Origin of the sequence: Pseudescherichia vulneris (genome assembly GCF_902164725.1) — a bacterium.
Taxonomy (GTDB): Bacteria; Pseudomonadota; Gammaproteobacteria; order Enterobacterales; family Enterobacteriaceae; genus Pseudescherichia; species Pseudescherichia vulneris.
Genome location: NZ_LR607338.1, coordinates 3,289,361 through 3,310,602 on the forward strand (window position 1 = coordinate 3,289,361; position 21,242 = coordinate 3,310,602).

At 58.5% G+C, this 21,242-nt stretch carries 18 protein-coding genes and 1 pseudogene; 13 read left to right on the forward strand and 6 right to left on the reverse strand.

What is annotated here, in order from left to right:
• Positions 1-23: 23 nt before the first annotated feature.
• Together nuoM and nuoN are read left to right on the forward strand one after the other, a co-directional pair.
• A complete protein-coding gene (gene nuoM / locus FN633_RS13730; protein WP_154058077.1) occupies positions 24-1,553 on the forward strand; it encodes an NADH-quinone oxidoreductase subunit M in 1,530 nt (509 codons plus the stop codon).
• A gap of 7 nt (positions 1,554-1,560) precedes the next feature.
• Positions 1,561-3,018 carry an NADH-quinone oxidoreductase subunit NuoN gene (nuoN, locus tag FN633_RS13735; protein WP_154058078.1) on the forward strand — a complete coding sequence of 486 codons (1,458 nt, stop codon included), beginning with the start codon at positions 1,561-1,563 and terminating at the stop codon, positions 3,016-3,018.
• A gap of 107 nt (positions 3,019-3,125) precedes the next feature.
• Here nuoN and FN633_RS13740 read toward each other — a convergent pair whose 3' ends face one another.
• On the reverse strand, positions 3,126-4,130 hold the full coding sequence (locus FN633_RS13740; protein WP_154058079.1) for a chemotaxis protein: 1,005 nt from the start codon (positions 4,128-4,130) through the stop codon (positions 3,126-3,128).
• A gap of 75 nt (positions 4,131-4,205) precedes the next feature.
• Entirely contained in the window at positions 4,206-5,123 is a 918-nt protein-coding gene (gene rnz, locus FN633_RS13745; RefSeq protein ID WP_154058080.1) for a ribonuclease Z, read from the reverse strand.
• A gap of 60 nt (positions 5,124-5,183) precedes the next feature.
• Between rnz and FN633_RS13750 the strand changes: the two genes are divergently transcribed.
• From FN633_RS13750 to FN633_RS13800, 11 genes and pseudogenes are all read left to right on the forward strand, one after another.
• On the forward strand, positions 5,184-5,657 hold the full coding sequence (locus tag FN633_RS13750) for a GNAT family N-acetyltransferase (RefSeq protein ID WP_154058081.1): 474 nt from the start codon (positions 5,184-5,186) through the stop codon (positions 5,655-5,657).
• Positions 5,658-5,710: 53 nt separating this feature from the next.
• Positions 5,711-6,013, forward strand: coding sequence for a stress response protein ElaB (gene elaB / locus FN633_RS13755; RefSeq protein WP_042389595.1), 303 nt, complete (start codon positions 5,711-5,713; stop codon positions 6,011-6,013).
• Positions 6,014-6,161: 148 nt separating this feature from the next.
• A complete protein-coding gene (menD, locus tag FN633_RS13760) occupies positions 6,162-7,832 on the forward strand; it encodes a 2-succinyl-5-enolpyruvyl-6-hydroxy-3-cyclohexene-1-carboxylic-acid synthase (protein ID WP_154058082.1) in 1,671 nt (556 codons plus the stop codon).
• A pseudogene (menH, locus tag FN633_RS13765) lies at positions 7,829-8,564 on the forward strand (2-succinyl-6-hydroxy-2,4-cyclohexadiene-1-carboxylate synthase). The gene menD and the pseudogene menH overlap by 4 nt, the downstream one beginning before the upstream one ends.
• Before the next feature lie 13 nt (positions 8,565-8,577).
• Entirely contained in the window at positions 8,578-9,435 is an 858-nt protein-coding gene (menB, locus tag FN633_RS13770; RefSeq protein WP_154058083.1) for a 1,4-dihydroxy-2-naphthoyl-CoA synthase, read from the forward strand.
• Entirely contained in the window at positions 9,435-10,397 is a 963-nt protein-coding gene (gene menC / locus FN633_RS13775) for an o-succinylbenzoate synthase (RefSeq protein WP_154058084.1), read from the forward strand. Before menB ends, menC begins: the two co-directional genes overlap by 1 nt.
• Positions 10,394-11,764, forward strand: a complete 1,371-nt coding sequence (gene menE, locus FN633_RS13780) for an o-succinylbenzoate--CoA ligase (RefSeq protein ID WP_154058085.1) — start codon at positions 10,394-10,396, stop codon at positions 11,762-11,764. The genes menC and menE overlap by 4 nt, the downstream gene beginning before the upstream one ends.
• A gap of 116 nt (positions 11,765-11,880) precedes the next feature.
• Positions 11,881-12,423: a YfaZ family outer membrane protein gene (locus FN633_RS13785; RefSeq protein WP_154058086.1), complete on the forward strand. Its 543-nt coding sequence runs from the start codon at positions 11,881-11,883 to the stop codon at positions 12,421-12,423.
• A gap of 113 nt (positions 12,424-12,536) precedes the next feature.
• A complete protein-coding gene (locus FN633_RS13790) occupies positions 12,537-13,736 on the forward strand; it encodes a nicotinamide mononucleotide deamidase-related protein YfaY (protein WP_154058087.1) in 1,200 nt (399 codons plus the stop codon).
• Positions 13,737-14,051: 315 nt separating this feature from the next.
• Positions 14,052-15,401: a glycerol-3-phosphate transporter gene (glpT, locus tag FN633_RS13795; RefSeq protein WP_154058088.1), complete on the forward strand. Its 1,350-nt coding sequence runs from the start codon at positions 14,052-14,054 to the stop codon at positions 15,399-15,401.
• A 353-nt stretch (positions 15,402-15,754) separates the two neighbouring features.
• Complete coding sequence (locus FN633_RS13800; RefSeq protein WP_341805713.1) at positions 15,755-16,192, forward strand: winged helix-turn-helix domain-containing protein; 438 nt, start codon at positions 15,755-15,757, stop codon at positions 16,190-16,192.
• Between the two features lie 86 nt (positions 16,193-16,278).
• On the opposite strand, the gene yfaE is transcribed toward FN633_RS13800, so the two are convergent.
• From yfaE to ubiG, 4 genes are all read right to left on the reverse strand, one after another.
• Positions 16,279-16,533 (reverse strand): class I ribonucleotide reductase maintenance protein YfaE, encoded by a 255-nt coding sequence (yfaE, locus tag FN633_RS13805; RefSeq protein ID WP_042389614.1) that lies wholly within the window; start codon positions 16,531-16,533, stop codon positions 16,279-16,281.
• The gene (nrdB, locus tag FN633_RS13810; RefSeq protein ID WP_042389616.1) at positions 16,533-17,663 is read right to left on the reverse strand and encodes a class Ia ribonucleoside-diphosphate reductase subunit beta; all 1,131 of its coding nucleotides are present in this window, start codon (positions 17,661-17,663) and stop codon (positions 16,533-16,535) included. The genes yfaE and nrdB overlap by 1 nt, the downstream gene beginning before the upstream one ends.
• Positions 17,664-17,768: 105 nt before the next feature.
• Positions 17,769-20,054: a class 1a ribonucleoside-diphosphate reductase subunit alpha gene (gene nrdA, locus FN633_RS13815; RefSeq protein ID WP_154058089.1), complete on the reverse strand. Its 2,286-nt coding sequence runs from the start codon at positions 20,052-20,054 to the stop codon at positions 17,769-17,771.
• Between the two features lie 349 nt (positions 20,055-20,403).
• Entirely contained in the window at positions 20,404-21,132 is a 729-nt protein-coding gene (gene ubiG, locus FN633_RS13820; RefSeq protein ID WP_154058090.1) for a bifunctional 2-polyprenyl-6-hydroxyphenol methylase/3-demethylubiquinol 3-O-methyltransferase UbiG, read from the reverse strand.
• Between the last annotated feature and the right edge of the window lie 110 nt (positions 21,133-21,242).

Below are 21,242 nucleotides of genomic sequence, written 5' to 3' on the forward strand. Positions count from 1 at the left end.
TTAAACAAGGAACAATTATCGCCATGTTATTACCCTGGCTAATACTAATTCCCTTTATCGGCGGCTTCCTCTGCTGGCTGACTGAACGCTTTGGCGTGAAGTTGCCGCGTTGGATCGCGCTGGTAACAATGGGGCTGACGCTGGCGCTCTCTCTGCAGCTTTGGATGCAGGGCGGCTATTCGCTTACCCAGGCTACCGGCCTGCCGCAGTGGCAGTCGGAGTACACGCGGCAGTGGATCCCGCGCTTTGGTATCACTATCCACCTGGCGCTGGACGGCCTGTCGCTGCTGATGGTCGTCCTGACCGGCTTCCTCGGCGTGCTGGCGGTGCTCTGCTCATGGCGTGAAATCGAAAAGTACCAGGGTTTCTTCCACCTCAACCTGATGTGGATCCTGGGCGGCGTGATCGGCGTGTTCCTTGCCATCGATATGTTCCTGTTCTTCTTCTTCTGGGAGATGATGCTGGTACCGATGTACTTCCTGATCGCGCTCTGGGGCCACAAGGCCTCCGATGGTAAAACGCGTATCACGGCGGCCACCAAGTTCTTCATCTACACCCAGGCGAGCGGGCTGGTGATGCTGATTGCGATCCTCGGGCTGGTGTTTGTCCACTACAACGCTACCGGCGTCTGGACCTTCAACTACGAGCAGCTGCTGAAAACCCCGATGTCCCACGGCGTGGAATATCTGCTGATGCTGGGCTTCTTCATCGCCTTTGCGGTGAAAATGCCGGTGGTGCCGCTGCACGGCTGGCTGCCGGACGCCCACTCCCAGGCACCGACCGCCGGTTCCGTTGACCTCGCGGGGATCCTGCTGAAAACCGCCGCCTACGGTCTGCTGCGTTTTGCGCTGCCGCTGTTCCCGAACGCCTCTGCGGAGTTCGCGCCGATTGCCATGTGGCTGGGCGTGATCGGTATCTTCTACGGCGCGTGGATGGCGTTTGCCCAGACCGATATCAAACGTCTGATTGCCTACACCTCCGTGTCCCACATGGGCTTCGTGCTGATCGCCATCTATACCGGCAACCAGCTGGCCTACCAGGGCGCGGTGATCCAGATGATTGCCCACGGTCTCTCTGCGGCCGGGATGTTCATCATCTGCGGCCAGCTCTACGAGCGCCTGCACACCCGTGATATGCGCATGATGGGCGGCCTGTGGAGCAAGATTAAGTGGCTGCCTGCGCTGTCGATGTTCTTTGCCGTGGCCACCCTCGGGATGCCAGGTACCGGTAACTTCGTGGGTGAGTTCATGATCCTGTTCGGCAGCTACGGCGTCGTCCCGCTCATCACCGTGATCTCGACCTTTGGTCTGGTGTTCGCCTCGGTCTACTCGCTGGCGATGCTGCATCGCGCCTACTTCGGTAAGGCAAAGAGTGAAATTGCCGCTAAAGAACTGCCAGGGATGTCGCTGCGTGAGCTGTTCATCATCCTGCTGCTGGTGGTACTCCTGGTACTGCTTGGCTTCTATCCGCAGCCGATTCTGGATACCTCGCACTCCGCGATGAGCAATATCCAGCAGTGGTTTGTTAATTCCGTTACTACTACAAGGCCGTAAAGCGCATATGACTCTTACTCCACAACACCTGATCGCGCTGCTACCGCTGCTGATCGTCGGATTGACGGTGGTGGTTGTGATGCTCTCCATTGCGTGGCGACGCAACCACTTCCTCAACGCCACTCTCGCCGTTGTTGGCCTGAACGCCGCGCTGGTCTCGCTCTGGCTGGTGGGCCAGGCGGGAGCAATGGACGTGACGCCGTTAATGCGCGTTGACGGCTTCTCCATGTTCTATACCGGCCTGGTACTGCTGGCGAGCCTTGCGACCTGTACCTTTGCCTATCCGTGGCTGGAAGGGTACAAAGACAACCAGGAAGAGTTCTACCTGCTGGTGCTGATTGCCGCCTTGGGTGGCATTCTGCTGGCTAACGCTAACCATCTGGCCGCGCTGTTCCTCGGCATCGAGCTGATCTCGCTGCCGCTGTTCGGTCTGATTGGCTACGCGTTCCGTCAGAAGCGCTCGCTGGAAGCCAGCATCAAGTACACCATCCTCTCTGCCGCAGCCTCGTCGTTCCTGCTGTTTGGTATGGCGCTGGTGTATGCCAACTCCGGCAACCTGTCGTTCCTGGCTATCGGTAAGAGCCTCGGCGACGGCATGCTGCACGAGCCGCTGCTGCTGATCGGTCTCGGCCTGATGATCGTCGGTCTTGGCTTCAAGCTGTCTCTGGTGCCGTTCCATCTCTGGACGCCGGACGTTTACCAGGGCGCGCCTGCGCCGGTCTCTACCTTCCTGGCGACCGCCAGCAAGATTGCGATCTTTGGCGTGGTGATGCGTCTGTTCCTCTACGCGCCGGTAGGCGATAGCGAAGCGGTACGCGTGGTGCTGGGCATTATTGCCTTCGCCTCGATCATCTTCGGTAACCTGATGGCGCTGAGCCAGACCAACATCAAACGTCTGCTCGGCTACTCCTCTATCTCTCACCTTGGCTATCTGCTGGTGGCGCTGATTGCCCTGCAGAACGGCGAGATGTCGATGGAGACAGTAGGCGTCTATCTGGCGGGCTACCTGTTTAGCAGCCTCGGCGCGTTCGGCGTGGTGAGCCTGATGTCCAGCCCATACCGTGGCCCGGATGCCGACTCGCTCTACTCCTACCGAGGCCTGTTCTGGCACCGTCCGATCCTTTCGGCGGTAATGACGGTGATGATGCTGTCGCTGGCGGGGATCCCGATGACCCTCGGCTTTATCGGTAAGTTCTACGTGCTGGCGGTGGGTGTGAATGCTCACCTGTGGTGGCTGACGGCAGCAGTCGTGGTCGGCTCGGCTATTGGCCTCTATTACTACCTGCGCGTAGCGGTGAGCCTCTATCTCAGCGCGCCGCAGCAGCTTAACCGCGATGCGCCGTCCGACTGGGCTTACAGCGCGGGCGGGATCGTAGTTCTGATCTCTGCTCTGCTGGTGCTGCTGCTGGGTGTCTACCCGCAGCCGCTGATTAGCCTGGTACAGATGGCCCAGCCGCTGATGTAACGCTTTAGAGCAAAATAAAAACCGCCGAAGATTCGGCGGTTTTTTTTTTGGCTATGAAACACAGTTTTGTAGGTCTGATCAGCGCAGCGCCATCATGCGTTAATCTGTTACACCGCCTGCTTGTGGCTAATCAGCGGGCCGTTGGCCTTACTTGAGGCACGATCCAGCACCTCTTTCAGCACCGCTGACAGCTCGGTCACTTCAAACTTGGCGACGTAACCGTCGGCCTGCACCTTGCGAACGTGATCCTCGTTGGCGCTGCCGGAGAGCGAGGAGTGGATCACCACGGGAATATGCTTCAGGCGCGGGTCGGTTTTGATTTTACGCGTCAGGGTAAAGCCATCCATCTCCGGCATCTCCAGATCCGTCAGCACCATAGCGATCTTATCGCTCACCGGTACGCCTTCGCTCTCTGCCTGCTGGGCCAGCAGCTGGATCTTCTCCCACGCATCTTTGCCGGTTACGTGCATCTGGTTGGGGATCTGCATGGTCTCCAGCCCCTTCTCCAGCATCGCTCGCGCGACCCTTGAGTCCTCGGCAACAATAGCCACTGCACCCGGTTTAATATTGAATTTCTGTACGGCGTCATTGTTGGCGTGGAGATCGTGATCGGACGGCACAATGTCATAGAGGATCTGCTCAACGTCCAGCACCAGCGCCAGGTTGTTGGTGTCTTTATCATCGTCAAGGCAGGCGATGCTGGTAATGTAGCGGCCGTTGATCGCCTTTTCCGCCGTGTGCACCTGCTTCCAGTCCAGACGGGTAATGTTCTCCACCGACTCGACGGCAAAGGCCTGCACGCTGCGGGCATACTCGGTGATCAGCAGGATATTCAGACCGGTGCTGGGCTTGCAGCCCGCCACGGCAGGAAGATCGATAACCGGGATCACCTGGTCGCGAATATTGACCATTCCCAGCAGGGGCGATTTCATCCCGGCAGGGCGGGTAAACGCAGGCATGGGCACAATTTCACGCAGCTTAAATACGTTGATGCCATAGAGTTCTGATTTCTGTTCGTGTTGTGACGTACCAAGGCGAAACAGTAACAGCTCGAAGCGGTTGGACAGGGTGAGATTAGCCCTGTCATCAATATCTTTCTGGAAACTATCCATGATGCCCTCAGAGTGAAGTACCTGCGTTTACACAGTTATCGGCACGCGGAGGAAAAAGTGGAGGCGCGATTTACATCAAATCTCTACAACGGCAAAATCCTCTGCCAGCAGGGTGTCAGGAAAGATAGCCTGGCACTCCGCCAGCAGGCGCTGGCCGCCCTCATCATCGTAGCGTGAGCTGATGTGCGTCATCACCAGCCTGCCAACGCCCGCCTCCTGGGCCAGCCGTGCTGCCTGGCGCGTCGAGCTGTGACCCCGGCTATTGGCTTTCTCCTCCATCTCCGCCTCCAGCGTTGTCTCATGCACCATCAGGTCTGCGCCACGGGCCAGCGCCAGCGCGCCGGGGCAGGGGGCGGTATCGCCAAACAGGGCTAGCTTTTTGCCGGGCACGGCGGGGGCGAGAAAATCGTTACCGTCAATGCGCCTGCCATCCTCCAGAGTGACGATCTCTCCGGCTTTCAGACGCTGAAAGAGCGGGCCGGGTTTAACGCCCTGCGCCATCAGCGCGGCAGCGTCGAGCGCGCCGGGCTTGTCGTGCTCCTCAATGCGGTAGCCGTAGCACTCCACCGGGTGGTTAAGCGCAAAGGCGGTGACGCGACGCAGGCCGTCATCCATCACCGGGCCTTCTGCAATTTCCACCACCGTCAACGGATAGTCGGTCCAGGAGCCGCTCAGGCGCAGGGCGGTATCAATAAACTCCCGCAGCCCTTTGGGACCGTAGATTGTCAGCGGGTGGACGTTGCCAGCCATCGAACGGCTGCAAAGCAGGCCTGGTAGGCCAAAGAGATGATCCCCGTGCAGATGGGTAATAAAAATGCGATCCAGCTTGCCGGGATGCCAGGCGGTGCGCTGCATCTGCTGCTGGGTGCCTTCTCCACAGTCAATCAACCACAGCGCGGGCCGTGTCGGGTGGCGTAGATTCAGCAGCGCCGCGCTGACGTTACGCGTGCGCGTGGGGACGCCTGCTGAGGTGCCTAAAAATATCAGTTCCATATGCGCTCTGGGTCGATAAAAGCCTTATTATAGCGAGCAACGCATAAAAAGGAGCGTACCATGATCCGTTGGCAAGACCTGCACCACGCTGAATTAACCGTCTCTGAACTCTACGCTCTGCTGAAGCTGCGCTGCGAAGTTTTTGTGGTTGAGCAGAACTGCGTCTATCTCGACGTTGACGGTGACGACCTGATCGGTGAGAACCGACACCTGCTTGGCTGGCGTGATAACCAGCTGGTGGCGTATGCGAGGATTCTGAAAAGCGAGGATGATTTTGCGCCGGTAGTCATTGGCCGCGTCATTGTTAGCGCCGCGGTACGGGGTGAAAAACTGGGCTATCAGCTGATGGAAAGGGCCGTTGCCAGCTGTAGCAAAAACTGGCCGCAAAGCCCGATATATCTGGGCGCGCAGGCACATCTCCAGGGCTTCTATCGTCACTTTGGCTTTGTCCCGGTGACCGAGGTTTATGACGAGGATGGCATTCCACATGTCGGTATGGCGCGTGAAATCATACCTCACGTTGACCAGGCGTAACCGCAAGTCATTGTCTATAGTTAGCTGACAGGTGCAAAACATGGAGAAACCTAATGTCTAACCAATTTACGAGTACCCGTATCGATGACGACCTGAACCTGCTAAGCGACACGCTGGAAGAAGTGCTACGCTCCTCCGGCGATCCGGCCGACCAGAAATACGTCGAGCTGAAAGCACGCGCCGAGCAGGCTCTGCATGATGTAAAAGACCGCGTTAGCCAGGCATCTGACACGTATTACGTGCGTGCTAAGCAGGTGGCATACCGTGCGGACGATTACGTGCGTGAAAAACCGTGGCAGGGCGTAGGCATCGGTGCCGCCGCTGGCCTGGTGTTAGGGCTGCTGCTGCGTCGCTAATGCTGTAACGCGCTGCCCTACGCGGGCGCTGTCTTAAGGACAGCGCCCGCTGTTTTTTCTCTCTTCTGCACGCCTTATCGATTTACATCAAAAATCCCGCCTCTCCATCTCCGTATACTTGTCCCTATTCTTGATACCGGACAAACTCATGTCAGCAAGCTCATTCAACCGGCGCTGGGCGGAAGTTATCCTCGAAACGCTGGCGCGCCATGGCATCAGACACATTTGCATCGCGCCAGGCTCCCGCTCGACGCCGCTTACCCTGGCGGCTGCGCAAAATAATGCGTTTATTCACCACACCCATTTCGACGAGCGCGGGCTGGGGCATCTGGCGCTCGGGTTGGCGAAGGCAAGCCAGCAGCCGGTAGCCGTGATTGTCACCTCCGGAACGGCGGTAGCGAACCTCTACCCAGCGCTGATTGAGGCCGGGCTGACCGGTGAGAAGCTGATCCTGCTCACCGCCGATCGTCCCCCGGAGCTTATCGACTGCGGCGCAAACCAGGCGATCCGCCAGCCGGGCATGTTTGCCTCGCATCCGGCACAGACTATCGCCCTGCCACGCCCTGCCCAGGAGATCCCGGCCCGCTGGCTGGTCTCTACGCTGGATAACGCCCTTGGAACGCTGCACGGCGGGGCAATACACATCAACTGTCCCTTTGCCGAGCCGCTCTACGGCGAGCTGAATGATACTGGCCTTGAGTGGCAGCGCGCGCTGGGCAGCTGGTGGCAGAGCGATCGCCCCTGGCTGCGAGAGGATATTCGTCGTGAGAGCGAGAAGCAGCGCGACTGGTTCTTCTGGCGACAGAAGCGCGGGGTTGTGGTGGCCGGGCGGATGAGTGCCACCGAGGGCAAACGGGTGGCAGAGTGGGCCCAGATGCTGGGCTGGCCGCTGATTAGCGACGTCCTCTCTCAGACCGGTCAGCCGCTGCCCTGCGCCGATCTGTGGCTGGGCAACGCCAGCGCGGTGAGCGAGCTGGCTCAGGCCCAGATTGTCATCCAGTTGGGTAGTAGCCTGACCGGAAAACGACTCTTGCAGTGGCAGGCAACCTGCACACCGGATGAGTATTGGCTGGTGGATAACATTGCAGGCCGCCTCGATCCTGCGCACCATCGCGGACGGCGGCTGCTATCCGGCGTAGGCGAGTGGCTGGCGCTGCATCCGGCCGAGAAGCGTCATCCGTGGTATACGGCGATCCCCCATCTGGCCGATCGGGCGTGGCAGGCCGCTGCGGCCCGGCGTGAAACCTTTGGCGAAGCGCAGCTGGCGCACCGTCTGGCGGAGTTTCTGCCGGAGCAGGGGCAGCTCTTTCTGGGCAATAGCCTGGTCGTGCGCCTGGTGGATGCCCTTGGGCAGCTGCCTGCGGGCTATCCGGTCTACAGCAATCGCGGAGCCAGCGGCATTGACGGCCTGCTCTCTACCGCCGCTGGCGTGCAGCGCGCCACCGCAAGGCCGACTCTGGCGCTGGTGGGCGATCTCTCTGCGCTCTACGATCTCAACGCACTGGCGCTGCTGCGCCGGGTCTCCGCGCCCTTTGTGCTGATTGTGGTGAACAACAATGGCGGTCAGATCTTCTCCCTGCTGCCGACTCCGCAGGAAGAGCGGGAGCAATTTTACCTTATGCCGCAGAATGTCAACTTTGACCATGCGGCAGCGATGTTCGACCTGGCCTACCATCGCCCTGAAAGCTGGGCCGAGCTGGAGGTAGCGCTGGCCGGAGCATGGCGCGCGCCGCAGGCGACCCTTATCGAGCTGGTGGTCGATCCCCAGAAGGGGGCGCAAACCTTACAGCAGCTCCTCGCCCAGGTCAGCCAGCTATGATCCTGCACGCGGTGGCGAAAGCGGGCGAAGCCGAGCTGCCCTGGCTGGTATTTCTGCACGGTTTCTCAGGCCGTGGCGAGGAGTGGACGGCGGTGGGGGAGCGTCTCTCCCGCCACTCCCAGCTCTATATCGATCTCCCCGGTCATGGTGGTTCTTCGGCTGTCTACGCCCGCGATTTTAATGAGGTATGTTCACAGCTGCACGCTACGCTTATTAGTTACAACATACTTAAATACTGGCTGGTGGGGTACTCCCTCGGCGGCCGCATCGCTATGTACTATAAAGGGATTAGTTGTAGAAGGCAGTCATCCAGGGCTCACCTCTGCCACAGCCCGCGAGGCACGCTGGCTCTCTGATACCCGCTGGGCACAGCGCTTTCGCCATGAACCACTGACCGACGTTTTTAACGACTGGTATCGACAGCCGGTATTTGCCAGCCTGAGCGCTGACCAGCGGCGCGAGCTGGTGGCAATAAGATGCGACAACAGCGGCGAGGCGCTGGCCGCCATGCTCGAAGCCACCTCTCTGGCGGTACAGCCCGATCTGCGTCCGGCGCTGCGCCGGGGCGACTTTCCCTTTTACTACCTGTGTGGCGAATACGACCCCAAATTCCGTGCCCTCGGTGCAGAGCTTGCGGCGTCTTGCCTGTTGATTAACGACGCCGGGCACAACGCCCACCGGGAGAATCCCGGCGGGACGGCGGCCTGCCTGGCGCACATTTTGCGTTACTGATTAAGGAACTCTGATGATCTATCCCGATGAATCCATGCTTTACGCGCCGGTTGAGTGGCAGGACTGCTCCAAAGGCTACAGCGACATTCGCTACCATAAATCCACGGACGGCATCGCCAAAATCACCATTAACCGTCCGCAGGTGCGTAATGCGTTTCGCCCTCTGACGGTGAAAGAGATGCTCCAGGCGCTGGCGGACGCCCGCTACGACGATGCGGTCGGGGTGATTATCCTCACTGGAGAAGGTGAAAAAGCCTTCTGCGCGGGGGGAGACCAGAAGGTGCGCGGTGACTACGGCGGCTATCAGGATGACTCCGGCGTACACCACCTTAACGTGCTCGACTTCCAGCGTCAGATCCGCACCTGCCCGAAACCGGTGGTGGCGATGGTGGCGGGCTACGCCATTGGCGGCGGCCACGTCCTGCATATGATGTGCGATCTGACCGTAGCGGCGGAAAATGCGGTATTCGGCCAGACCGGTCCCAAGGTTGGCTCTTTTGACGGCGGCTGGGGGGCGGCCTATATGGCCCGCATCGTTGGGCAGAAAAAAGCGCGTGAAATCTGGTTCCTTTGCCGTCAGTACGACGCCCAGCAGGCATTGGATATGGGGCTGGTCAACACCGTGGTGCCGGTGGCCGAGCTTGAAAAAGAGACTGTACGCTGGTGTCGGGAGATGCTGCAAAATAGCCCGATGGCCTTGCGCTGTCTGAAGGCGGCGCTCAACGCCGACTGTGACGGCCAGGCGGGTCTGCAGGAGCTGGCGGGCAACGCCACGATGCTCTTCTACATGACCGAAGAGGGGCAGGAGGGGCGCAACGCCTTCAACGAGAAGCGTCAGCCGGACTTTAGCAAATTTAAACGGAACCCGTAATGCGTCAGGCACAGGTTTACCGCTGGCAGATCCCGATGGACGCGGGGGTAGTGCTGCGCGAGCGTCGGCTTAAAACCCGTGAGGGACTCTATCTCTGCCTGCGTGACGGCAGCCGGGAAGGGTGGGGCGAGATTGCTCCGCTGCCGGGCTTCAGCCATGAAACTCGCGATGAGGCGCAGGCCGAGCTAATGGCCTGGGCTGACCGCTGGCTACAGGGTGCAGAGACGCTCCCGGAGATGCCGTCGGTGGCCTTTGGCGTGAGCTGTGCCCTGGCGGAGCTGGCCGGAACCTTACCTGAGGCAGCGGACTATCGCGCCGCGCCGCTCTGCACTGGCGATCCTGACGACCTGATACTTCAGCTTGCTGCCATGCCCGGCGAGAAAGTCGCAAAGGTCAAAGTGGGCCTCTATGAGGCGGTACGTGACGGCATGGTGGTTAATCTCCTGCTGGAAGCGGTGCCCGATCTCCAGCTGCGGCTGGACGCCAATCGCGCCTGGATCCCGCAAAAGGCGCAGCAGTTTGCGAAGTATGTCCATCCGGACTATCGATCACGCATTGCCTTTCTTGAGGAGCCGTGCCGAACCCGTGCCGACTCGTTAGCCTTTGCCCAGGAGACGGGGATCGCCATCGCCTGGGATGAGAGCCTGCGCGACGCTGATTTTGACTTTACCGCCGAGGTGGGCGTAAAAGCAGTAGTGATCAAGCCTACGCTCACCGGCGCGCTGGAGAGGGTACGCGAGCAGGTGCAGGCAGCCCATGCGCTGGGCATGACGGCGGTGATCAGCTCCTCTATCGAGTCAAGCCTCGGTCTGACCCAGCTGGCGCGGATTGCCGCCTGGCTGACGCCGCAGACTATACCGGGCCTCGACACGCTAGGACTGATGCAGGTTCAGCAGGTTCGCCGCTGGCCGGGCAGTACCTTGCCGTGCCTTGATATTGCCGCCTTGGAGCCGTTGCGATGACCTTTGCCGATTGGCCGTGGCGTCACTGGCGCGAGCAGCGGGGTGACGCCGCCGCCGTGCGTTTGAATCATGAAACCCTCAGCTGGCGCATGCTCTGTACGCGTATCGATACCCTGGCGGCAGGCTTTGCCCGGCAACACGTCCAGCCGGGGAATGGGGTGCTGCTGCGCGCCGGTAACTCACCGCAAACGCTGCTGGCCTGGCTGGCGCTGCTCCAGTGCGGCGCACGGGTATTGCACATTAATCCCCAGCTGCCTGAGGCGCTGCTGGCGGTGCTGCTGCCGTCGCTTTCGTTACAACATACTTTGAGCGTTGATAACAACTGGCGCGGCATCGGGCTTCCGACGCTGGCAATGCGTGACGCAGAGGGCGAGGATGCAGCCTGCTGGCAGCCGCAGCGGCTGGTTTCCATGACGCTCACCTCCGGTTCAACCGGCCTGCCCAAGGCGGCGGTACACACCGCTGCCGCGCACCTGGCCAGCGCACATGGCGTGCTGTCTCTGCTGCCTTACGGCTCGGAAAATGATTGGCTGCTCTCCCTGCCGCTGTTTCACGTCTCCGGACAGGGCATTTTATGGCGCTGGCTGCTGGCTGGCGGGCGGCTGACGGTTCGCGATAAGCAGCCGCTGGCCCAGGCGCTGGCAGGCTGTACTCACGCCTCGCTGGTACCGACCCAGCTCTGGCGGCTGCTGGAGGAGAACGCCAGCGTGAACCTGAAAGCGGTTTTGCTGGGCGGCGCGGCTATTCCGGTGGCGCTTACCCAGCGGGCCAGCGCGCGAGGGATCCGTACCTGGTGCGGCTACGGGTTGACAGAGTTCGCCTCCACGGTGTGTGCAAAAACCGCCGACGGTGAGCCGGATGTCGGTCAGCCGCTGCCGGGGCGTGAAGTACGGATCGTCAACGGCGAAGTGTGGCTGCGCGGCGAGAGCATGGCCGCAGGCTACTGGCGGCACGGGGAGCTTATCCCGCTGGTCAATGATGAAGGTTGGTTTGCTACTCGCGATCGCGGCGTGCTGAGCAACGGACGGCTGAGCATACTCGGACGCATGGATAATCTCTTCTTTAGCGGCGGAGAGGGGATCCAGCCGGAGGCGGTGGAGCGGGTAATTGAGGCCCATCCCTGCGTGCAGCAGGCTTTTGTAGTCCCGCTGGCCGACCCCGAATTTGGCCAACGCCCGGTTGCCGTGGTGACGTGCGACAGCGGGTTTGCTATCGACTCGCTGGGGGCGTGGGTCAACGGCAAGCTTGCCCGCTTCCAGCAGCCGGTGCACTGGCTAGCCCTGCCTGAGAGCCTAAACGCAGGGGGGATCAAAATCTCCCGCCGATCGCTGATCGACTGGGTTCAGCAGACGCTGCGCGGCGGATAGCGCTTCCCCTGCGCCGCTAAACCGTGTAAAACACTTTTCGCCCATCTGCTGGCATGAAAGGCTTGTACACTGTGCCGGTTTTGGGCGTTTTACATTTTTTAGTATGGAAAAGGGCAATGGATAAAAGAATTTTGTGGGGAGTGGCCAGCCTGATGCTGGTATCGGCATCGGCCAGCGCGCTGAGCCTTAGCGGTCAGGCAGGGGAACACTACACTAACCTGGCGGCCGGATTTGGCACCGAAACCAGCGGCCTGGCGCTGAGCGGCAACTGGACGCACAGCGATGACGACGGCGACGCTGCCGGTCTGGGGCTGGGTCTTAACCTTCCGCTCGGGCCGCTGCTGGCGACCGTTGGCGGTAAAGGCATTTATACCAATCCGAACGACGGTGACGAAGGCTATGCCGCAGCGGTTGGCGGCGGCCTGCAGTGGCCGATCGGCGACAGCTTCCGCCTGTTTGGTGAGTACTACTACTCTCCGGACTCGCTCTCCAGCGGTATCGACAGCTATCAGGAAGCTAACGCTGGCGCACGCTTGACCATCATGCGTCCGCTGAGCATTGAAGCTGGCTATCGTTATCTGAACCTGGCGGGTAAAGACGGCAACCGCGACAACGCGCTTGCTGATGGCCCCTACGTTGGGGTGAACGCCAGCTTCTAATCCTCCGGCGCGGTACTCTGCCGCGCCTTTTCTCCTGCTGGATCCTGCCGCTATTTGCTTCCCCATGCGTTATAGTACTCCGACAACAGTTAAGGAAGAGTACGGAGATCACGATGATAAACGTGGAAATGCTGTCTACCGGGGATGAAGTCCTGCATGGTCAGATTGTGGATACTAACGCCGCCTGGCTTGCCGATCTGTTTTTCACCGAAGGGTTGCCGCTGACGCGCCGCAATACCGTGGGCGACAGCCTTAACGATCTGGTTGCCATTCTGCGCGAACGCAGCGAGCACGCCGATATCTTAATCGTTAACGGTGGCCTGGGGCCGACCAGCGACGATCTCAGTGCGCTGGCAGCCGCTACCGCAGCGGGCGAAGAACTGGTACTGCATGAAGCGTGGCTCAGCCACATGGAGCGCTTCTTCACCGAGCGCGGGCGCGTGATGGCACCCAGCAACCGCAAGCAGGCGGAGATCCCAGCCAGCGCGGAGCTGATCGATAACCCGGTGGGCACCGCCTGCGGCTTTGCCGTCAAGCTTAACCGCTGCCTGATGTTCTTTACGCCGGGCGTACCCTCTGAATTTAAGGTAATGGTGCAGCAGGAGATCCTGCCGCGTCTGCGGGAGCGCTTTAGCCTGCCGTTGCCGCCAGTCTGCCTGCGCCTGACCACCTTTGGCCGCTCCGAGAGCGATCTGGCCCAGAGCCTGGATCACCTTCAGCTACCGGAAGGGGTGGTGATGGGCTACCGCTCATCCATGCCGATCATCGAGCTGAAGCTGACCGGCCCGGCAGAGCAGCGTGAAGCCATGGAGGCGCTGTGGCCAGAGGTGCAGCGCGTTGCGGGCGAGAGCCTGATCTTTGAAGGCACCCAAGGGCTACCGGCGCTGCTGGCAGAGAAGATGCGTGAGCAGCAGCTGAGCCTGACCGTTAGCGAGCAGTTCACCAGCGGCCTGCTGGCGCTGCAACTCTCCCGTGCGTCTGCTCCGCTGCTGGCGAGCGAGGTACTACCGTTCCAGGCCGACACGCTGGAGCAGACCGCGCGCTGGGCCACTGAGCAGCGCAACCGCCACCTGGCCGGGCTGGCCCTGAGCGTCGGCGGGCTGGACGAGGAGCACATTAACTTTGCCCTCGCTACGCCGCAGGGTACTCACGCGCTGCGAGTGAAATTCAGCACCGGACGCCACGGCGTGGCCATCCGTCAGGAAGTGTGTGCCATGATGGCCCTGAACATACTGCGCCGCTGGCTAAGCGGTAAAGATGTCGCCAGCGATCACGGCTGGGTGAGCGTGGTCGATTCCCTGTTTGTAGCGTGATCCGCTTCTGCCTGTAGCATTCCAGGATGTTCACCGCCTTTGTCGGTGGACATCTTAACACTCCCGTACGTCCCCCTCCTTTATGTTCGTTTTCTTATCATTTAATCCTTTCTAATCTGTTTTTTGATTCATTTCGCTCGATATTGCGATATTATGCGCTTTTTTGCGCTTTTTTGCGCATTTTTGTCATATTTCTGTAACAATCTGTGCGTGGATTCACAGTAACAATTGCCGATATTTCTTAACATCGTCGGCCTCGCTGAAGTGGTGAGGCACGTTAACCCTACACATTTAATACTTGGCCACGGAGGCTACATGCTCAGTATCTTTAAACCAGCGCCACATCAGGCGCGCCTGGGAAAGGCAGAGATTGATCCGCTCTACCGTCGTTTGCGCTGGCAAATCTTTATCGGCATCTTCTTTGGCTACGCGGCGTACTATCTGGTGCGTAAAAACTTCGCCCTCGCGATGCCCTATCTGGTAGAGCAGGGTTTCTCCCGCGGCGATCTCGGATTCGCGCTGTCGGGCATTTCCATTGCCTACGGTTTCTCCAAGTTCATTATGGGCTCGGTATCGGATCGCTCTAATCCACGCGTTTTCCTGCCTGCCGGGCTGATCCTGGCGGCGGCGGTGATGCTGTTCATGGGCTTCGTGCCGTGGGCGACATCGAGCATTGCCGTCATGTTCGTACTGCTCTTCTTATGCGGCTGGTTCCAGGGGATGGGGTGGCCACCGTGTGGTCGCACCATGGTGCACTGGTGGTCGCAGAAAGAGCGCGGCGGCATTGTCTCGGTGTGGAACTGCGCGCATAACGTGGGCGGCGGTATTCCGCCTCTGCTGTTCCTGCTAGGAATGGCCTGGTTCAACGACTGGAAAGCCGCACTCTATATGCCAGCGTTCGGTGCGATTGTGGTGGCAATTATTGCCTTTGCGCTGATGCGTGATACGCCGCAGTCTCAGGGGCTGCCGCCCATTGAAGAGTACAAGAATGACTATCCGGATGATTACAGCGAGCAGCACGAAGAGGAGCTGACCGCTAAACAGATCTTCATGAAGTATGTCCTGCCCAACAGGCTGCTGTGGTACATCGCGATAGCCAACGTCTTTGTCTATCTGCTGCGCTACGGCATCCTCGACTGGTCGCCGACCTACCTGCGTGAGGTGAAACACTTTGCGCTGGATAAATCCTCGTGGGCCTACTTCCTGTATGAATATGCGGGGATCCCGGGCACCCTGCTGTGCGGCTGGATGTCGGATAAGGTGTTCAAAGGCAACCGTGGTGCGACGGGCGTGTTCTTTATGACGCTGGTGACCATTGCTACCGTGGTGTACTGGCTTAACCCGCCGGGCAACCCGGGCGTGGATATGGCCTGCATGATTGTTATCGGCTTCCTCATCTATGGTCCGGTCATGCTGATTGGTCTGCATGCCCTGGAGCTGGCCCCGAAAAAAGCGGCTGGCACCGCAGCGGGCTTTACCGGCCTGTTTGGTTATCTGGGCGGTTCGGTGGCGGCGAGCGCCATCGTGGGCTATACCGTTGACTTCTTCGGCTGGGACGGCGGCTTTATGGTGATGATCGGCGGAAGCGTGCTGGCCGTACTGCTACTGATTGTGGTGATGTTCGGTGAGAGGCGGCACCATACGGAAGTGCTGGCGCGTCGTTAATAAGCAATAAACAGAAAAGGGCCGCAAGGCCCTTTTTTTATGCCCCGGAAACAGGTAAGGTTCACGTAGCATTTACTTCTTATAAATCATGTAAAATCAATACATTATGTTGATGATCCGCGCGACGATCCTGGATGACCCAGTGCGACTCTCTGTTTACCTTTTTTCACTATTTAACGCTAAATATTGCTGTTAACGTCGAATAATAATTTATTTACATGCATCGCGGCGTGTAAAAATAAGCGCCGGGCTGTATGTTGAAAGTATTCACTATCGCCATATAATCGTCCTTATTATCAGTGCGACTTATGAAATAAGGATCGAACGGCACCCTACGGACAGTTTTAAGAGATATGAGTAAAGATACGATGGGATATCGGCTATACGGTTACGTAATAGGCAAAGAAATTCACTTCGAGATTGAAAACCGAAGGCTTTATCGCCTGCCGCAGGGAAGCGCCGATAAATCATTTATCTTTGGCTCGGTATTATTTAACCATACGATGCTGCATCTGTTTGTCTATCTATTACAGCATGGCCGTCATGCGACGGTGCCGCGCGAGGAGCTGCTGCGCGTGGTATGGGAGGAGAACGATCTGGTGCCATCGAGCCAGCGCCTGTGGCAGGTATTAAAAAACCTTAATCGTCGGCTCAGCCTGCTGGGATTACCTGATGACTTCATTGCCAACGTCAGGGGAAGCGGCTATATCATTAACTATGTTGATATTACGCCAATCTATTACAGAGTCAGTGAACTCCAGCGCTGCTCTGAGAAAATAACGGAGAGTTAGCTATTCCGGCGTGAGTGATGTCAACCCGGAAATTTATCCCTGAACATGTGTGTGTTCAGGGATTTTTTATATTTGCCGATCGGCCACTACAGATCGAGTTCAATATCGCCCATGGCGCGACAGCAGCAGGGGAGGATCTCCCCGGCCTGGATAAAGGCCAGCGGCTCGGTGAGCCACTCAACCTGACCAGCAATTAGCCGGGTTCGGCAGGAGCCGCAGTAGCCCTCCCGGCACTGGTACTCTACGTCAACCTTGTGGAACTCTAACGCCGCCAGCAGCGACGGATGTTCATCCTGGCACAGCAGCTGTGCGCCAGTGATGCGCAGCGTCACCGCACCCATTAGAGCTGGAAGTCGCTGAGATCGTCGGTGTTTACTTCCGAATCGATCTGTCCGACCAGATAAGAGCTCACCTCAACCTCCTGCGGCGCTACCTGCACGTTGTCAGAGACCAGCCAGGTATTGATCCATGGGATTGGGTTGGAGCGGGTTTGGAACGGCAGATCCAGACCCACCGCCTGCATACGGATATTGGTGATGTACTCTACGTACTGGCAGAGAATATCTTTGTTCAGGCCGATCATCGAGCCGCCCTGGAAGAGATATTCCGCCCACTCTTTCTCCTGCTGTGCCGCCTGTACGAAGAGATCGTAAGAGGCCTGCTTGCACTCTTCGGCAATCTCCGCCATCTCCGGATCGTCCACGCCGCTACGCAGCAGGTTCAGCATATGCTGGGTGCCGGTCAGGTGCAGGGCCTCATCGCGGGCGATCAGGCGAATGATCTTGGCGTTGCCTTCCATCAGCTCGCGCTCGGCGAAGGCAAAAGAGCAGGCGAAGCTGACGTAGAAGCGGATCGCTTCCAGCGCGTTAACGCTCATCAGGCAGAGATAGAGTTTCTTCTTCAGCTCGCGCAGGTTCACGGTCACGGTTTGACCGTTGACGGTATGCGTACCTTCGCCCAGCAGGTGCCAGTAACTGGTTAGCTGGATCAAATCGTCATAGAAGTGGGAGATACCTTCCGCTCGCTTGAGGATCTGCTCGTTGGTGACGATATCATCAAACACAATCGCCGGATCGTTGACGATGTTACGGATGATATGGGTGTAGGAGCGGGAGTGGATGGTCTCGGAGAATGCCCAGGTTTCGACCCACGTCTCCAGCTCAGGGATAGAGATCAGCGGCAGTAGCGCCACGTTCGGGCTGCGGCCCTGAATGGAGTCTAGCAGCGTCTGATACTTCAGATTGCTGAGGAAGATGTGCTTTTCATGCTCCGGCAGCGCCTGGAAGTCGATGCGGTCACGCGAGACGTCAACCTCTTCCGGACGCCAGAAGAAGGAGAGCTGTTTCTCAATCAGCTTTTCAAAGATGTCATATTTTTGCTGATCGTAGCGGGCGACGTTAACCGACTGGCCGAAAAACATCGGCTCTTTTAGCTGATCGTTCTTCGTCTGTGAAAAGGTGGTGTATGCCATGCGAGTGTTTCCTGTCCTGCTAGTATGCGCCCGGCGGCGCAGAGCTTGCCGGGCCTACAATATCCCGTAGGCCGAGTGAGCGAAGCGTCACCCGGCTAAACGATATTAAATCTTACATGCGCCGCTTTCGCAGCCGTCGTCCTGAATAGAAGGCACCATGTCGTCCTGCGCATCTTCCGCACCGTCACGGGTGTTCTGATAGTACAGGGTCTTGACGCCAAACTTATAGGCAGTGAGCAGATCCTTCAGCAGCTGCTGCATCGGCACTTTGCCAGATGGGAAGCGGGACGGATCGTAGTTGGTGTTCGCAGAGATCGACTGGTCGATAAACTTCTGCATGATGCCCACCAGCTGGAGGTAACCGTCGTTGTTCGGCATCTCCCACAGCAGCTCATAGTTGTTTTTCAGGTGCTCATAGTCCGGCACCACCTGGCGCAGGATCCCGTCTTTCGACGCTTTGATGCTCACGTGGCCGCGCGGCGGCTCAATGCCGTTGGTGGCGTTAGAGATCTGCGATGAGGTCTCAGACGGCATCAGCGCGGAGAGCGTAGAGTTACGCAGGCCGTGGGTCTTGATGGACTGACGCAGCGCTTCCCAGTTGTAGTGCAGCGCTTCGTCGGTAATGGCGTCGAGATCCTTTTTATAGGTATCGATCGGCAGGATACCCTGGGCATAGGTGGTCTCGTTGAACCACGGGCACGCGCCTTGCTCTTGCGCCAGCTCGTTAGAGGCTTTCAGCAGGTAGTACTGAATGGCCTCAAAGGTCTGGTGGGTGAGGTTGTTGGCGCTGCCGTCGGAGTAGCGCTTGCCGTTTTTCGCCAGCCAGTAGGCGTAGTTGATCACGCCAATACCCAGCGTACGACGGCCCATTGCCCCGCGTTTTGCGGCCGGGATCGGGTAGTCCTGATAGTCCAGCAGCGCATCCAGAGCACGTACCGCCAGCACGGCCAGCTCTTCCAGCTCGTCGAGGCTATTGATAGCGCCAAGGTTGAACGCCGACAGCGTACAGAGCGCGATTTCGCCGTTCTCATCGTTGACGTCCATCAGCGGTTTGGTCGGCAGGGCGATCTCCAGGCACAGGTTGGACTGGCGCACTGGCGCAACCGCCGGATCGAACGGGCTGTGGGTGTTGCAGTGGTCAACGTTCTGAATGTAGATACGACCGGTGGAGGCACGCTCCTGCATCATCAGCGAGAAGAGCTCAACGGCCTTCACGCGCTGCTTACGGATGCTCTCGTCCTGCTCATACTGCACGTACAGGCGCTCAAATTCGTCCTGATCGGCAAAGAAGGCGTCGTACAGGCCCGGCACGTCGGACGGGCTGAAGAGGGTAATATCCTGGCCTTTCAGCAGACGGGTGTACATCAGCTTGTTGATCTGTACGCCGTAGTCCATGTGACGAACGCGGTTGCCTTCGACGCCACGGTTGTTTTTCAGTACCAGCAGGCTCTCCACTTCCAGATGCCACATTGGGTAGAAGAGGGTCGCCGCACCGCCGCGCACGCCGCCCTGGGAGCAGGACTTCACCGCGGTCTGGAAGTGCTTGTAGAACGGAATACAGCCGGTGTGGAACGCTTCACCGCCACGGATCGGGCTGCCGAGGGCGCGGATGCGACCGGCGTTGATGCCGATACCGGCGCGCTGGGAGACATACTTCACAATCGCGCTGGAGGTGGCGTTGATGGAGTCCAGGCTGTCGCCGCATTCGATCAGCACGCAGGAGCTGAACTGGCGGGTTGGGGTACGCACGCCGGACATGATCGGCGTCGGCAGCGAGATCTTAAAGGTCGAGACCGCGTCATAGAAACGCTTCACGTAGTCCAGACGGGTATCGCGCGGATAGTTAGAGAACAGGCACGCGGCAACCAGAATATAGAGGAACTGGGCGCTCTCGTAGATTTCGCCGGTCACGCGGTTCTGAACCAGATACTTGCCTTCCAGCTGTTTTACGGCCGCATAGGAGAAGGTCAGGTCGCGGTCGTGCTGGATGAAACCGTCCATCTGCTGGAACTCTTCTTCCGTGTAGTCTTCCAGCAGATGATTATCGTATTTGCCCAGCTCAATCATCTTGCGTACGTGGTCGATCAACACCGGCGGCTCAAACTGGCCGTAGGCTTTTTTACGCAGGTGGAAGATGGCAAGGCGGGCAGCCAGATATTGATAATCCGGCGCGTCGCGGGAGATGAGATCGGCAGCGGCTTTGATAATGGTTTCGTGGATGTCGGACGTTTTAATGCCGTCGTAGAACTGAATGTGGGAACGCAGTTCAACCTGAGAGATCGATACGTTATTCAGCCCTTCTGCCGCCCAATCCAGCACCCGGTGGATTTTATCCAGATTGATGCGTTCAGTACGACCATCACGCTTCGTCACCAGCAGACTCTGATTCATGTACCTGTCCTTAAGAAAAAAAGTATCCCCCGCTTATCCACATTTTCACACTGTGGTTAAACCTGTGGATAAATACTATATGTAGGGGGTGTTTGATAAAAACGTCACAATATGGTGAGTATTCTAGTCTGGATTCTTTTCAGTACAAGAGTTGATTTTGAGGTTAAATTGCGGTTGCGGAAAGGTAATAAACGCTAAGTCCGCGAACGATAAGGGCTACAGGAAAGTCAACGCATGTGAAAAAAAAAAGTGAATGTGATCGAACGCTGAAATCTTCATCGCGGAACTGGCGGAAGTGAATTACGCAGCTTATGAGGCTGCGTAATTGTCATCACATTTTCAGATAACGTTAGCTGTTTTTTGCCTGGGTGTGCAGCATGTAGTTCACGTCAACGCCTGGGGCCAGCTTGAAGCGATCGCTAAGCGGATTGTAGTGCAGGCCAATCATATGCCGCTCCTGCAGCGGGGTAGGGTCGATCCAGCTAATCAGTTCGGCGGGTTTAATAAACTTCTTCACGTCGTGCGTGCCTTTCGGCACCATGCGCAACACGTACTCCGCGCCGACAATCGCCAGCAGCCAGGCTTTACCGCTGCGGTTAAGCGTCGAGAAGAAGACGTGGCCGCCTGGCTTAACGAGGCGGGCGCAGGCGTGCACCACCGACTGCGGATCGGGAACGTGCTCCAGCATCTCCATGCAGGTGACGACGTCATACTGTCCTGCCTGCTTAGCCGCATGCTCCTCTACCGTCTCCTGAACGTAGTCGACATGAATGCCGGACTCCAGGGCGTGCAGGCGAGCGACCTGTAGTGGCTCAAAGCCCATATCGAGGCCGCTGACGTTAGCGCCTTCCCGGGCCATGCTCTCGGCCAGGATGCCGCCGCCGCAGCCGACGTCCAGCACTTTTTTGCCGAACAGGCCGCCGACGCGCTCGGCGATATAGCCCAGGCGCAGGGGGTTGATACGATGCAGCGGTTTAAACTCGCCTTCGGTATCCCACCAGCGTGACGCCACGGCTTCAAATTTGGCGATCTCTTCATAGTCAACGTTTTGAGCCACCGGCGGTTTTTCAGCATTCATGGGCGCTTTTACTCCTTAATCAATCAGTGCATTGAGTATATCAGGAGAGAAGTATCAATAAAGCATTGGCGGGGGTGTTTCCTTTACCGGAATCACGTCGGCTGTGTTAT

What these genes read in the sequence shown, in the direction of transcription:
- nuoN (WP_154058078.1), top strand. Translation starts at nt 1,561, where the DNA reads ATGACTCTTACTCCACAACACCTGATCGCGCTGCTACCGCTGCTGATC.
- FN633_RS13750 (WP_154058081.1), top strand. Translation starts at nt 5,184, where the DNA reads ATGATCCGTTGGCAAGACCTGCACCACGCTGAATTAACCGTCTCTGAA.
- FN633_RS13785 (WP_154058086.1), top strand. Translation starts at nt 11,881, where the DNA reads ATGGATAAAAGAATTTTGTGGGGAGTGGCCAGCCTGATGCTGGTATCG.
- rnz (WP_154058080.1), bottom strand. Translation starts at nt 5,123, where the DNA reads ATGGAACTGATATTTTTAGGCACCTCAGCAGGCGTCCCCACGCGCACG.
- nrdB (WP_042389616.1), bottom strand. Translation starts at nt 17,663, where the DNA reads ATGGCATACACCACCTTTTCACAGACGAAGAACGATCAGCTAAAAGAG.
- menC (WP_154058084.1), top strand. Translation starts at nt 9,435, where the DNA reads ATGCGTCAGGCACAGGTTTACCGCTGGCAGATCCCGATGGACGCGGGG.
- FN633_RS13790 (WP_154058087.1), top strand. Translation starts at nt 12,537, where the DNA reads ATGATAAACGTGGAAATGCTGTCTACCGGGGATGAAGTCCTGCATGGT.
- FN633_RS13740 (WP_154058079.1), bottom strand. Translation starts at nt 4,130, where the DNA reads ATGGATAGTTTCCAGAAAGATATTGATGACAGGGCTAATCTCACCCTG.
- ubiG (WP_154058090.1), bottom strand. Translation starts at nt 21,132, where the DNA reads ATGAATGCTGAAAAACCGCCGGTGGCTCAAAACGTTGACTATGAAGAG.
- yfaE (WP_042389614.1), bottom strand. Translation starts at nt 16,533, where the DNA reads ATGGGTGCGGTGACGCTGCGCATCACTGGCGCACAGCTGCTGTGCCAG.
- glpT (WP_154058088.1), top strand. Translation starts at nt 14,052, where the DNA reads ATGCTCAGTATCTTTAAACCAGCGCCACATCAGGCGCGCCTGGGAAAG.
- nrdA (WP_154058089.1), bottom strand. Translation starts at nt 20,054, where the DNA reads ATGAATCAGAGTCTGCTGGTGACGAAGCGTGATGGTCGTACTGAACGC.
- elaB (WP_042389595.1), top strand. Translation starts at nt 5,711, where the DNA reads ATGTCTAACCAATTTACGAGTACCCGTATCGATGACGACCTGAACCTG.
- menD (WP_154058082.1), top strand. Translation starts at nt 6,162, where the DNA reads ATGTCAGCAAGCTCATTCAACCGGCGCTGGGCGGAAGTTATCCTCGAA.
- nuoM (WP_154058077.1), top strand. Translation starts at nt 24, where the DNA reads ATGTTATTACCCTGGCTAATACTAATTCCCTTTATCGGCGGCTTCCTC.
- FN633_RS13800 (WP_341805713.1), top strand. Translation starts at nt 15,755, where the DNA reads ATGAGTAAAGATACGATGGGATATCGGCTATACGGTTACGTAATAGGC.
- menE (WP_154058085.1), top strand. Translation starts at nt 10,394, where the DNA reads ATGACCTTTGCCGATTGGCCGTGGCGTCACTGGCGCGAGCAGCGGGGT.
- menB (WP_154058083.1), top strand. Translation starts at nt 8,578, where the DNA reads ATGATCTATCCCGATGAATCCATGCTTTACGCGCCGGTTGAGTGGCAG.